This is a genomic window from Shewanella sp. HL-SH5, assembly GCF_051163755.1.
GTDB classification, from domain to species: Bacteria; Pseudomonadota; Gammaproteobacteria; order Enterobacterales; family Shewanellaceae; genus Shewanella; species Shewanella glacialimarina.
Genome location: NZ_CP195038.1, coordinates 2,272,413 through 2,285,526 on the forward strand (window position 1 = coordinate 2,272,413; position 13,114 = coordinate 2,285,526).

The following is a 13,114-nucleotide window of genomic DNA, read 5'->3' on the forward strand; positions in this document are numbered from 1 at the left end:
ATTAAGCTAAAAAATGTAGCGAGAATGTGCTACTTAAGTTACCTATAATTGATGAATACGTATGTATTCAGTTGTGCAAATCCAGACAGCGAGGCTACTATAAAACCTGCTAAATTCGCTCTCGCTTGTGGAGATGAAGAAGGCTAGGTCGTTTCTGATACTGACCAGACTATGGCAAGTATCGGCTTTGGAGTACCTCGATTAACTTTGTTTAGCGTTTTGTTTGCTGAATAAGGATATTAGGTCATTAGCGAATACCCGTCTTAGGGAGATGTGTATTCGCTTTTTTTTATCTAACGACTGAACAACCGCCTACCCATAATAAGGATAAAAAATGTCGGCAAATAACCATGCTCCGCAAGAGCTTAATAAACAAGTTCAGCCTCAGCTCAATTTTTGGCAAATATTTAATATGTGTTTTGGCTTTCTAGGCATTCAATTTGGCTTTGCCCTGCAAAATGCCAATGTCAGCCGAATATTTCAAACCTTAGGCGCTGAGATAGACGACATTCCTATTTTATGGATTGCAGCACCGCTCACCGGATTAATTGTCCAACCCATTATTGGTTACTTAAGCGATAATACCTGGAACTTTTTAGGTCGCCGTCGTCCTTATTTCTTAATCGGTGCCATTTTTACCACTCTGTCGTTATTCATCATGCCCCACTCGCCAACCTTATGGATCGCCGCAGGGATGTTATGGATTATGGATGCTTCAATTAACATCGCCATGGAACCATTTCGCGCTTTTGTGGGCGATAATTTACCGCAAAACCAACGCACCCAGGGCTATGCAATGCAAAGCTTTTTTATTGGTGTCGGCGCGGTAATTGCATCAGCATTACCCTATATTTTGACTAATTATTTTGATGTCGCCAATACCGCACCTGCGGGTGAAATTGCCGACTCAGTACGCTACGCTTTCTACTTTGGTGGCGCGGTACTGTTTCTAGCTGTTGGTTGGACAGTTGTGTCCAGTAAAGAATACTCTCCTGAAGAATTGGCGGATTTTCATCAGCAAGAAACTGATCAACAGCAACCGCTAGTGGAAAACCAGCGCAGCGTAAGCCAGTATCGAAATGGCGCAATGATTTGGATGGCGATTGGGGCAATATTTACTGCCATCATTGTGACTCAAGATCTCGATAAACAGCTTTATATCTTAAGTTTAGGCATTTTTGCTTTTGGTCCTTTGCAACTCATTTGTTCAATAAAACTGGCAAACAAAAACCAACAAGCACGCAGTTCTTTGGGATTAGTGTTTAACGTGGTTGACGACTTATTCCACATGCCAAGAGCGATGCGACAACTGGCTGTAGTACAGTTTTTTGCCTGGTTTGCCCTATTCGCCATGTGGATTTACACCACAGCCGCGGTCACCTCATATCATTATGGTTCTACTGACGTGGTTACCCAAGCCTATAATGACGGCGCTGATTGGGTTGGCATGTTATTCGCTTCATACAATGGCTTTGCTGCCATTGCGGCAATCATTATTCCTTTTTTAGCCAAAGCTGTCGGCATTAAGTTTACTCACACTATCAATATGTTTTTAGGCGGCATTGGCTTAATCAGTTTTTACTTTATTAAAGACCCGACTCAATTGTGGATCCCGATGATAGGTGTCGGTTTCGCTTGGGCTTCTATTTTATCTGTGCCGTACGCCATGTTATCGGGGGTTATTCCACCGAAAAAAATGGGTGTATATATGGGCATTTTTAACTTTTTCATCGTGATACCCCAACTGTTGGCCGCCAGTATTTTAGGATTATTACTGAAAATATTCTTTGATGGTCAGCCAATATATGCCGTGGTATTAGGTGGGGTATTTATGATGATTTCAGGCATAGCCGTGCTATTTGTTGATCAAAACAAACACACTCAATAATAAGTAACTAATAAATAATCAGTCACCGTTTTATAAAGGCTACACAGCTCAAACAAGTGCCTTCATAGCGACTATAAAAATAGTTGATACACATAATTAACAATAAGAAATTGGGGAACTCAATGTCAAAAATTGAATCACTTATCAAGCAGACAACAGTTGCCAGTGCAATTAGCCTTGCGCTACTTAGTTTAAGCGCCTGTTCAGATAGCACAACGGCACCAATAGATGAGCCTATCTCTAGCACAGTGACTCATATTGCACCTGGCGCTCCGGGAGCGGATCCTGTGTGGGCATTTTCAGGAAAAACCGGTATTGGCACTTCCTATGAGCCTTATTCCAATGGCCAGTATGTTGACAGCGAAGCTAACCCTGTCAGTAAAGTGTGGTTCTCAGTCGCCCAAGGTATTTTAACAGAAACCATGTTCGGCATGATCCACAATGCACAGCTAAAAGAATTGCAATTTGTGATTGTGGGTAATGGTTTTGTTGATACTGAAAAAGAGAATACCATCAGTACTATTGAATATCTGCATACCGACGACCAAGGTCGACCATTATCTTTGGCCTATAAAATTGTTAACACGGATAAAGACGGTAAATACAAGATTGAAAAACATATTTTCACCGATCCAAACCGCGACAGCTTAATGATGAAGGTGGTTTTTACCGCATTTGAAGATGGTATTACTCCTTATCTTTATGCTAACCCACACATAGACAATAGCGGCGCAAATGATATTGCCAGTATTGAAAATGATGCCTTGGTGGCTTATACCAGTGCTGATGATTCATCGGTATTAACCATTAAATCCGATATTGATTACGTCAAAGCCAGTGTGGGTTTTGTTGGCACCTCAGACGGTTTAGTCGACTTAGCCGATAATGGAAAGCTTGATAAGCTGTATCAAAGTACCAGTAAAGACAAGTCAACCGTAGGAAATGTCGCATTAACGGCGCAATATCCTACCCTTAATAGCAACAGCTATACGGTCAACTTTGCTATCGGTTTTGGTCACAATAAAGAGGCAAGCCTCAACAATGCTAACATCACCCTTGAAACCGGTTATGACGCTGTATTAAGCGCCTATCTTGGTGATGATAAACATATTGGCTGGAAAGACTATTTAGCCTCGCTAACACCCCTTAATAATATGTCGACTAACACTGCCGATAGTGGCAAGTTACTTTACACCAGTGCATTAGTGCTAAAAGCGCAGGAAGATAAAACCCATGCGGGTGCCTTAATTGCCTCACTGTCTAACCCCTGGGGTGACACGGTTTCGGCCAAAGTCGGCAGTACAGGTTATAAAGCGGTATGGCCGCGTGATTTCTATCAATGTGCAATGGCATTCTTAGCCATGGGCGATACGCAAACACCTAAAGTCGCATTTGAGTATTTGAAAAAAGTCCAAGTAACCGCTCAAACACCTGGCTATGAGGGCACGCCCGGCTGGTTTTTACAAAAAACCCATGTTGATGGCGAAATTGAATGGGTGGGTGTACAGCTAGATCAAACCGCCATGCCTATTATGTTAGGTTGGAAACTGTGGCAAGCGGGTGTATTAACCGATGCTGAAACTGTGAACTGGTATCATGACATGCTTAAACCTGCAGCTGATTTCTTAATCACAGGCGGCAAAGTTAAATTAGATTGGAATGAGACTAAAATTACCCCGCCAAGCACTCAACAAGAGCGCTGGGAAGAACAAGCAGGATACTCTCCGTCGACCACTGCTGCCGTTATTGCAGGCTTAGTTGCGGCAAGCGAGTTAGCAGTGTTAGCGAAAGACGCGCAAAGCACTCTATATTTAAGTGCAGCCCGTAAACTAGCTGCCGAATTAGAAACCACTATGGTGGCTAATACAGGTGATTTTGCTATAAACCAGCACGCTGAAGTTGCCCCTTACTATGTCCGCATTAGCCCTAATGGCACCCCTAACTCGGCAGATAAACTGCTTGATAACAATGGAAAAATGGGTGTTGATCAACGTACCATTTTAGACGGTGGATTTTTAGAACTTGTGCGTTATGGAGTTAAAAACGCTCAGGACCCAATAATTAAGAACAGCGTGTTGCTGATTGATAATACCAAATTAGACGATAACCTGAGGGTAAAATATGAATTTACCGCCAAAGATGGCAGCAATGTGCCAGGTTATCGCCGCTATGGTAACGATGGCTATGGTGAAGATATTGTCACCGGATTAAGTTATGCCGAAAAGGGCAATACTGAACAGCAACGCGGACGTGTCTGGCCATTCTTTACCGGTGAGCGCGGCCACTATGAATTAGCACTGGCTAAAGCATCTGGCACACTAAATTCAAAAACTAAATTACAGCTTATCTTAACCTATGTGCAGGGCATGGAAACGTTTGCCAATGAAGGGTTAATGTTGCCAGAACAAGCTTGGGATGGTGTGGGCAATGCCACTCGCTATAACTACAAAATGGGCCAAGGCACAAACTCAGCCACCCCACTTGCGTGGACACATGCTGAATACGTTAAATTGGTTCGTTCAATAACAGATGAAAATGTATGGGATCACTACCCTATTGTCACTGAACAGTTAAGCCAATAACTATATCAACTTAAGCTATTATTAATATCCAGATAATTTAACAGCTTAATACCGTGACATTGAAAGATGTCACGGTATTTTTATAGGTTTTTTACTTGTTGACTCACGGTAAAATTGTTACAAAAGCATATGCAAATTTTGCATTATAAAAAATTGGGATTAGGAAAAAACAATGGAATGGTATTTAACAGTTTTAAAAAAATATTTTGTATTTAGTGGCCGTGCCCGCCGTAAAGAATATTGGATGTTTGCTTTATTCAACTTCATCGTTAGCTTTGTATTATCGCTAGTCGACATGGGAATTGGTAGCTACAATGAAATAATGGGATTAGGTACGCTAAGTGGTATTTATACCCTATTGGTGCTTATTCCAAGTATTGCGGTCGCCATTAGACGTTTACATGACACCAATCATTCTGGCTGGTGGCTATTAATCGCATTAATTCCGCTATTGGGTGCATTATTCTTACTCGTTGTTTTCTGTTTCGATAGTAAAGAAGATAATGAATATGGTCCAAACCCAAAAACGTTAAATGATAATGACAGCGGCAATAGTGCCACCGTCGAAGCCTAGAAAGTAAATTGACTCGGTAAAATCAATTGACATAAATTGGTTTTAAAATGAGTAACAAAGCATAGCGTGAGACTTTGTCGGCCTTACGCTATGCTTTTTTGTTAATGCCAAATTAATAATTTTATTACGACTAGCTAATAATGTCCGATACAAAACGGGGGCACTGAAACTAACACTAATTATACCCTTACCTTCTGTATTAAACTCATTATCGCTAACGCTATCGCGCCTGCAACAATACCAAACAAGGCATTTAGAATACTTGGCGTGAGCATTTTCAATAGGCCACCAACATATTCTAATTGCTCAACCAAAACAGCAGCATGTTCAATATAGGCTCCAACCACATGAATACCGTGGGTTAAAATACCACCGCCCACCATAAACATTGCAATTGTGCCCACCACGGTTAACATTTTCATTAAATATGGCGCGGCGATAATTAATTTAAGCCCAATGTATCGCCCTACTCGATTAAAAAGCCCTTCACCTTGGCGTTTATTGAGATAGAATCCAAGGTCGTCAATTTTAACAATACCCGCTACTAAACCATACACGCCGACGGTCATCACTACCGCGATAACCGATAAGGTTAAAAACTGACTCATTAAATCAGACTCAGCGACCACACCTAAACTAATAGCAATAATCTCTGCAGAAAGTACAAAGTCGGTGCGAATTGCCCCTTTTATCTTTTCTTTTTCATAGGTTTGTAAGTCAGCAACATCCATGGACAATTTCTGTTCAACTTCGACAGCATCCGATTTTTGAGAAGGTTTATCCCGTGAAGGCTTATGCTGATAAGAATGATGTAATTTTTCAAAGCCTTCGTAGCATAAGAATAATCCACCAAACATTAACAATGGCATAATAGCCCAGGGAATAAATGCACTAATTACTAGCGCCGCCGGCACTAATATTAACTTGTTGCGAAAAGAGCCTAACGCTACTGCCCAAACTACAGGTAGCTCACGTTCTGACGCGACCCCAGACACTTGCTGAGCGTTTAATGCTAAATCGTCGCCCAGCACGCCTGCGGTTTTACGTGCTGCGACTTTACTCATCGCAGCAACGTCATCTAAAATGGTTGCAATATCATCTAGTAATGTCAGTAAGCTTGCACCAGCCATAGTGAGTTAATATCCTTGAAGTAAAGTAAAATAAAATTATAAAACGTACTGCCAAAGCACACCGAATGAGTCAAAGTCATTTCCAATACGAGTGATTACACCAGTATTGGCATAAAATTTTACGCTATGATGTTGATTTAAAGCTAATGAATACGTTAATCCAAAACGTGAATTATCTTGATCATCATGGGCTTCAATCCCATTTTTACTGGTTTCACCACCGATAAAATAATTACCACTTAATGATAACCACTGGCCTCTGGCCAAACTATAAATCAAATGTCCTTGCAAAGAATATTGCGGTGCTTTGTCTAAATGTACACCGTTATAAAACTCATCGTTGTCACTGTATAAGCGCACCGTGGTATTAGCACCGTAATACCAGTTACCCTGTCGAAAAGATACACCGAAACCAGGTCTAAACACCCATTGATTAGCGCCAATATTGACTAATTTACTGGGATCATATTCACCAATTGGTGCAGTCACTTGCAGACTCGCCCCCATAACTAGCCCTTCTTGGTATTGACCAAACTCTTGTTGTGTTAACGCCGGCGCGCCATAAAAGTTCCAGGTTAATTTAAGGACGGGGTCAGCATAACCACAGCGTTCAGCTTCGACATACTCACCTTGAAAGACCGCAGAACCGGCCATACAGACACGACTGGCAACCACATCAAACTTAGATGAACTGCCACCTAAATCAAATGTAGTGGCATAACCGATAATGCCAGCATTAATTTCAATTTGTGATTGTTCGATAGGCACTTCTGGCGCAGGTGATAAGCCGCCCTGTGAGCGACCATAGCCAGCCACTAAAAAGTGCATATCAATAGGTATGTTGGTGTAACTGCGGGGTTCTAAATCTTGAGCCATGCTTTGAAAACTGCTTACACTTGTGAGTACAGCAAAAGCGAAAACTTGTAGTCTAAAGAATTGGCGATATGATGGCGTTTGCATTGAATCTATTTATCCTTAAATGATAACGGATGCAGAGGCATTAAAAACTCATTCAGGAATATCATTAAGGTTAAGAACAATTAAAACCTTAATGATATTTACCCATTAATCTATTGTTGAACCGCAAGATTGACGTACCACTAGATTAGTAGGAATTAACATAGGTGACACTTCTTGCCCGCGGATCAGTTTGAGTACACTGTCCACTAAAATCTCCCCCGCCAATTGGGTGTTTTGCTTAATGGTGGTTAGTGGCGGATTGGCAAAGCTAGCCACAGGTATATCATCATAACCAATAATGGCGACATCTTCGGGTACGTTAACACCGCGTTTTTTTAACGCCCTAAGTGCACCAATAGCAATTAAATCACTGGCTGCAAAAATAGCATCAAATTGAGTCCCTTTGTCCAGCAAGGCATTTGCGGCATCAAAGCCTGAGCTTTCAGTGCTAATAGCATCAAATTGTAATTGCTTATCAAGGGGAATATTTTGGTTTTTCAGGGCTTCACAATGGCCTAAGTAACGGTCTCTAAATTCTGGGCTACGGCTTGAGGAATCTCCTAAAAATGCAATTTTTTTCCGACCTTGTTGCAACATATGCTCTGTGGCTATAACGCCACCTTGATGATTATCACACCCGATTGATAGTACCGATTTATTATTATGTTCAGCGCCCCATATTACAAAGTGAGTATTTTGCTCTAGCAGTTTTTCTAGCTTGTGGGCGTAATCCATATAATCGCCATAACCAAGCAAGATAATACCATCGGCCTTATTACTGTCTTCATAGTCCGCATGCCAGTCACTAGAAAGCTGTTGAAATGACACCAGTAAGTCATAACCCTGACGTGCGGTAGCACGGGTAATGGAGCCCAACATAGACAAAAAGAACGGATTAATCAATGAATCATCATTAGTGGGATCTTCACAAATCAGTAGCGCCAATGTATGACTATTTTGAGTACGAAGATTACTGGCGTTTTTATCCACTTTATAATTTAATTCTTTAGCTATCGCTTGTATGCGTTGCCGGGTTTCTAAATTAACTAAAGGACTATTTCTTAACGCGCGAGAAACCGTTGACTGGGATACCCCTGCGCGATAGGCAATGTCAATTGAGGTTGCTTTAGATGCCATTTTTACTGTTCTACCTTGTTAATTTAATGAGTGAAATAATGGTTATTTATATTCCTAACTCATCAAGCAAGCTATCTGCCTCATCTGTCACTGAGTCTTTAACTGCGATTGAGTTGGCTGACTCACTTGCAGTTTTATCATGTTGCTTTCTATGGGTTTCAATTAATGCATCAGGATCAAACTCTTCATCCATTTCGAAATCTCTTGAACGAATAAACTCAGTTTTATCCATGGCAAACTCAAGATAAAATATATGATTGTTCTGTGTTCTAAATGATACACGGCGGGCAACTGCATTATCTAAATTGGTATCAACAGAAATAGTAAGCTCTTTATTAAGTGTCAGCATTTTAGGCTGGCTTTGGCTAATAGAGGTTTGTAACTCTTTCGATACTTTGCTGATAAAATCCCCCAGCATTTGGTTCATCAACTCACCCATCACATTGGCAACGTCATCAGATGTATGAGAAAAAGCCAATTCATTTTCAGGCATACCCATATTGATCATATAGCGACGATAAATTTCAATTGCTGCATCAGCTGAGAAGTTGATCACCACTAAACCAGAAAAGCCGCCGTCAAAAATAGAAAAGCAACCTAAGTCGGGCTTTAAACGAGTACGAGAAATAGATTGCACCATTCCAGCATGGATAACACTACTTGCAGTGGTATTGGATAATACATGGGAAACTGAATGACACAGTTTTAGTAAAATATCGTCGTTTTTAACGGTTTGAGAAGCGTTCATGGCATACACCTTATTTTTATAATTAAGCTAATCTTGCGGGTAAATTGATAAAAAATCAAAATTAAAACAACTCTTTAGCATAAAATATGAGTCAACATTGCATTTAACAAATTAAACTATTGATTTACAATAAATTAATAAATTATAGCTGTTATTTAAATTTTTTCTATTAAATGTATCTTGCCTCACATTTTTGCGACAATAAACTCCTGTAAAGTCAATTAATCTTTATAATCAACGGCTTCTAGGGTTGATAATTTTAAGGATAAAAATGATAGCTTCATTACGTCAGTTAACCATATTAAAACGCCTATTTATCATGCTAATTCTTGCGGCAATCGGTACTGTATGTTTTGGTAGTTTTTCCGTTAAAGAACAATATGACAATCTGGTTAATGAAAAATATCATCAATTAGCGGGTAATATTGGCCAATTCAATGCAACAGTGGAGGAATTAGCCTCTCAAAACACCCCTAGTTTAACCATTGTAGCCATTCTTGATGCTATTAATCAGCAAGCTCAAAATCCTATTTATCTGCTAGATAACAACAAAAAGCTATTATCACCGTCTACTGATGTTTTTTTTGCTAATGCCGACATAACCAAGATAACCGATATCAATGGCCATCTCAGTCTTAATGCAATGCTTGATTTAGCTAAAAGACAGGGGTTATCGAATGGGTCAATTACATTCACTATAAATGGCGACTCTCAAACACGTTTATTATCAATAAAATATGATAACCGACAGCAACATTATGTACTTTCTTATGCCGATAACGACAGCATTAATACCGCACTCAAAAGTATCATAATTGACTACTTAATCATTATGATGATGATTTCTGTGCCTATTTTTATCTTCTTCTTATTGCTTAATCATTCAATCACCCAACCTATCAATATCGCCATCAAAACTATGCGGGACATTGCCGCAGGTGAAGGCGATTTACGTCAACGACTGGATGAAAATGGTAAAGATGAAGTCTCTGAATTAGCCAAAGCATTTAACTTGTTTGTCGTCAAAATTGCTAATGTTGTTGCAGAATTAAATCCAATAGGCAATCAACTCAATATCAATGCCAACGAGTTATTAAAGGCGGTCAGCACCTCACAGCAGAGCAGTCAAAATGTTAATCAAGAAACCCAAAGTGTTGCAGCAGCAATTCATGAAATGTTAACTACTACCCAAGATATGGCGCGTAACACACAACAAACCGCTGAAAATGCCAACAAAGTGACTGAAGAGGCTAAACATGGTCAACAATTGATGTTATCAACAGTGGTTCAAAGTGAGGCGCTAGGCAATGAGCTACAACATAATGTGCAAGTCAGCGAAAGCTTATCCCTTGCATCTAATGAAATAAGCTCTATTTTAGATGTGATTAAAGCGATAGCAGACCAAACTAACTTACTGGCTTTAAATGCCGCCATTGAAGCCGCACGGGCGGGCGGCCATGGTCGTGGCTTTGCGGTTGTAGCAGATGAAGTGAGAGCATTGGCAAACCGAACTCAAGACTCGACCAATGAAATCAATCAAATTGTGTCTAAAATTCATAAGGGAATTGAATCTTTACGCGAGAGTAATAGTCAAACCCTTAAACAATCCGATGACTTACAATTAAAAGCACGTCAATCAAGTGACTCTATGGCAAGCATTCTCGCGTTAGTTGATAACATCAACGACATGACCAGTCAACTTGCCAGTGCAACCGAGCAACAAGCTATGGTGACTGAAGAGGTAAATATTAATATTAACGCCATTTCAGGCTTAACACATCAAGTGGTAGCGGCAAATGAATCTAATGAACATGAAGCCAATGAGTTAGAAAAGATCAGTAAAAAAATGGATAACACCCTCAAACAATTTAAGATTTAATTCATATACAACGAAAATCACATTGCTTACTTTGATGCCCTGTTGCATTAAGGTATAGTGATTTGTCTTTCGTTTTAGCTATTAATAAGAGTTCAAGCAGCATGTATCAAAAAACGGTGACCATCATAGCGCCACACGGGATCCACACTCGTCCGGCGGCATTACTGGTAAAAGAGGCAAAAAGTTTCGATTGCGATGTCATCGTAGAATGCAACGGTAAGCAAGCTAGCGCTAAAAGCTTATTTAAATTACAGACACTCGGTTTATACCAAGGCGTTGAAGTCACGGTAATCGCCCAGGGCGAACAAGCTCAACAGGCCGTTGAAAGGGTTTCAGAACTACTTATCACCTTAAGCTAAGAGGTTATCATGCAAGTTAATGGCATTGTGGTTTCAACAGGTATCGCCTTTGGGCATGCGCTCAATATTACCACCCAGCCTCAACCGCTTGATCTTCGTTTGTTACCCCTTTCTAGTATAGAAACTGAAAAAAAGTCGTTAAACACCGCAATTAGTAAACTGATAAAATACTTACAAGACTGCCAACAACGTGTTTGCCCAAGTTGTGACAATTTTCAACTTATCGATGCCGATATATTGCTACTTGAAGATGATGAGTTATTAACTGACATGCAACAACATATTGTGCAATATCGCGTCAGTGCCGCTGTTGCCATCGATAGAACCTTTAATGATCAAGCGCAAGTCATCGCAGAAATGGCAGACCCTTATCTTGCTAACCGTAGTCAAGATATTTTGTTACTCGGTCAGCGCCTAATAACCATATTACAGGGTGCTAACCAACACGACTTATCCAAACTGAGCCAAGATACCATCTTATTAGCAGACGATCTTACCCCTGCTGATTTTGCTATGCTGCCACTCGAGTTTATTAAAGGGATAGTGCTAGAGTCTGGCGGTTTAACAAGCCATACAGCCATTCTTGCTCGGTCCGCCGGTATTCCTGCATTACTTAATTGTCCTTGGTCTAGTCAAGATGGCCATATTACAGATGGATCACCGCTGATTTTAGATGGCATGAGTGGTGTTTTATATATCAATCCAACACCGACTGAATTAGCCTCTTTACAGCTAAAACAAGCTCATCACCTTGAGCAACAACAAGCGCTAATGACTTACAAAGATATGCTGAGTCAAACCCGTGATGGCCATCAACTTATATTACGCGCTAACGTCGGTAGCCTAAATGATATCAGCTCATTAATGCAGGTAGGTGCTGAGGGTATTGGCCTGTTTAGAACTGAATTTTTATTGATGAACGCTAAAGCGTTACCGGATGAAAATCAGCAATACAAATTATATTCTGAGGCTATGCACGCACTCAGTGGGCAAATGTTATCGATTAGAACATTTGATGTCGGCGCAGATAAAGAGATCCCCTGTTTACATCAGCATACCGAAGACAATCCCGCTTTGGGGGTGAGGGGTATTCGTTATAGTTTGCAGCACCCAGAAATGTTTATGGTGCAAATTAAGGCTATTTTACGGGCTGCTAGTCACGGTCAAATTCGATTAATGTTTCCAATGGTGAGTCAACTTGAAGAGCTGCAACAAGCGCTTGAATTAATTGAGCAAGCTAAGCAACAACTGCGTGAACAAGGCGCCCGCTTTGGCTCAGTAGAATATGGCATAGTGGTTGAAACACCCGCTGCCGTATTAGCATTAGCAAGTATGTTACCGTATTTAGATTTTGTCAGTATTGGTAGTAACGACTTAACCCAATATACCCTTGCCGCTGACCGAACTAACCCTAAGCTTGTCAGCAGTTATCCCACTTTGTCTCCTGCGGTAATAAGGCTTATCGCCATGACAATCAGTGACTGTCAAGAGGCTAATGTTAAGGTCTGTTTATGTGGGGAACTTGCAGGAAATGAGCACGTCTTACCTTTATTGATGGGCATGGGATTAAATGAGTTAAGTATTAACCCCAGTAATCTATTAGCGGTAAAATCCCGAGTCATTAATGGTAATTACCACACATTTTTACAACATGCACAACTGGTTAAACAACTAAAAACCAATGCAGCCATTGACGAAGCGATAAAAAAGTTTAACTTAGACAATTAACATTAAATCAGTTTAACAATTGCCCTAGTTTAATACGCTATAGCTCTAAAATAGATGCTTTATTGAGATAATATAAAGCCTAATACTGAAACAACAAAATAACATACATTAGCCAAAGCTTATGCATAG

At 40.3% G+C, this 13,114-nt stretch carries 10 protein-coding genes; 6 read left to right on the forward strand and 4 right to left on the reverse strand.

Annotation, left to right across the window (positions count from 1 at the left end):
* The first annotated feature begins 334 nt into the window (after positions 1 to 334).
* The 3 genes from ACRWQM_RS09860 to ACRWQM_RS09870 all read left to right on the forward strand — a co-directional run bounded on the left by ACRWQM_RS09860 (position 335) and on the right by ACRWQM_RS09870 (position 5,044).
* Positions 335 to 1,888, forward strand: coding sequence for an MFS transporter (locus ACRWQM_RS09860; protein WP_434929856.1), 1,554 nt, complete (start codon positions 335 to 337; stop codon positions 1,886 to 1,888).
* A gap of 122 nt (positions 1,889 to 2,010) precedes the next feature.
* A complete protein-coding gene (locus ACRWQM_RS09865; RefSeq protein ID WP_434929857.1) occupies positions 2,011 to 4,470 on the forward strand; it encodes a glucan 1,4-alpha-glucosidase in 2,460 nt (819 codons plus the stop codon).
* Between the two features lie 172 nt (positions 4,471 to 4,642).
* A complete protein-coding gene (locus ACRWQM_RS09870; RefSeq protein ID WP_226410072.1) occupies positions 4,643 to 5,044 on the forward strand; it encodes a DUF805 domain-containing protein in 402 nt (133 codons plus the stop codon).
* 179 nt (positions 5,045 to 5,223) lie between these two features.
* Here ACRWQM_RS09870 and ACRWQM_RS09875 read toward each other — a convergent pair whose 3' ends face one another.
* From ACRWQM_RS09875 to ACRWQM_RS09890, 4 genes are all read right to left on the reverse strand, one after another.
* Positions 5,224 to 6,174: a DUF808 domain-containing protein gene (locus ACRWQM_RS09875; RefSeq protein WP_434929858.1), complete on the reverse strand. Its 951-nt coding sequence runs from the start codon at positions 6,172 to 6,174 to the stop codon at positions 5,224 to 5,226.
* Positions 6,175 to 6,210: 36 nt separating this feature from the next.
* Entirely contained in the window at positions 6,211 to 7,134 is a 924-nt protein-coding gene (locus tag ACRWQM_RS09880) for a transporter (RefSeq protein WP_434929859.1), read from the reverse strand.
* 105 nt (positions 7,135 to 7,239) lie between these two features.
* Complete coding sequence (locus tag ACRWQM_RS09885; protein ID WP_434929860.1) at positions 7,240 to 8,271, reverse strand: LacI family DNA-binding transcriptional regulator; 1,032 nt, start codon at positions 8,269 to 8,271, stop codon at positions 7,240 to 7,242.
* Positions 8,272 to 8,317: 46 nt separating this feature from the next.
* Positions 8,318 to 9,019: a DUF3334 family protein gene (locus tag ACRWQM_RS09890; RefSeq protein WP_226410076.1), complete on the reverse strand. Its 702-nt coding sequence runs from the start codon at positions 9,017 to 9,019 to the stop codon at positions 8,318 to 8,320.
* 271 nt (positions 9,020 to 9,290) lie between these two features.
* Between ACRWQM_RS09890 and ACRWQM_RS09895 the strand changes: the two genes are divergently transcribed.
* The 3 genes from ACRWQM_RS09895 to ptsP all read left to right on the forward strand — a co-directional run bounded on the left by ACRWQM_RS09895 (position 9,291) and on the right by ptsP (position 12,985).
* A complete protein-coding gene (locus tag ACRWQM_RS09895) occupies positions 9,291 to 10,898 on the forward strand; it encodes a methyl-accepting chemotaxis protein (protein WP_434929861.1) in 1,608 nt (535 codons plus the stop codon).
* Positions 10,899 to 10,999: 101 nt separating this feature from the next.
* Entirely contained in the window at positions 11,000 to 11,257 is a 258-nt protein-coding gene (locus ACRWQM_RS09900; RefSeq protein ID WP_434929023.1) for an HPr family phosphocarrier protein, read from the forward strand.
* A 9-nt stretch (positions 11,258 to 11,266) separates the two neighbouring features.
* Positions 11,267 to 12,985 carry a phosphoenolpyruvate--protein phosphotransferase gene (ptsP, locus tag ACRWQM_RS09905; protein WP_434929862.1) on the forward strand — a complete coding sequence of 573 codons (1,719 nt, stop codon included), beginning with the start codon at positions 11,267 to 11,269 and terminating at the stop codon, positions 12,983 to 12,985.
* The last annotated feature ends 129 nt before the right edge of the window (positions 12,986 to 13,114 follow it).

Coding starts and splice junctions, on each gene's coding strand:
- ACRWQM_RS09860 (WP_434929856.1), top strand. CDS start 335: ATGTCGGCAAATAACCATGCTCCGCAAGAGCTTAATAAACAAGTTCAG.
- ACRWQM_RS09890 (WP_226410076.1), bottom strand. CDS start 9,019: ATGAACGCTTCTCAAACCGTTAAAAACGACGATATTTTACTAAAACTG.
- ptsP (WP_434929862.1), top strand. CDS start 11,267: ATGCAAGTTAATGGCATTGTGGTTTCAACAGGTATCGCCTTTGGGCAT.
- ACRWQM_RS09900 (WP_434929023.1), top strand. CDS start 11,000: ATGTATCAAAAAACGGTGACCATCATAGCGCCACACGGGATCCACACT.
- ACRWQM_RS09880 (WP_434929859.1), bottom strand. CDS start 7,134: ATGCAAACGCCATCATATCGCCAATTCTTTAGACTACAAGTTTTCGCT.
- ACRWQM_RS09875 (WP_434929858.1), bottom strand. CDS start 6,174: ATGGCTGGTGCAAGCTTACTGACATTACTAGATGATATTGCAACCATT.
- ACRWQM_RS09895 (WP_434929861.1), top strand. CDS start 9,291: ATGATAGCTTCATTACGTCAGTTAACCATATTAAAACGCCTATTTATC.
- ACRWQM_RS09865 (WP_434929857.1), top strand. CDS start 2,011: ATGTCAAAAATTGAATCACTTATCAAGCAGACAACAGTTGCCAGTGCA.
- ACRWQM_RS09870 (WP_226410072.1), top strand. CDS start 4,643: ATGGAATGGTATTTAACAGTTTTAAAAAAATATTTTGTATTTAGTGGC.
- ACRWQM_RS09885 (WP_434929860.1), bottom strand. CDS start 8,271: ATGGCATCTAAAGCAACCTCAATTGACATTGCCTATCGCGCAGGGGTA.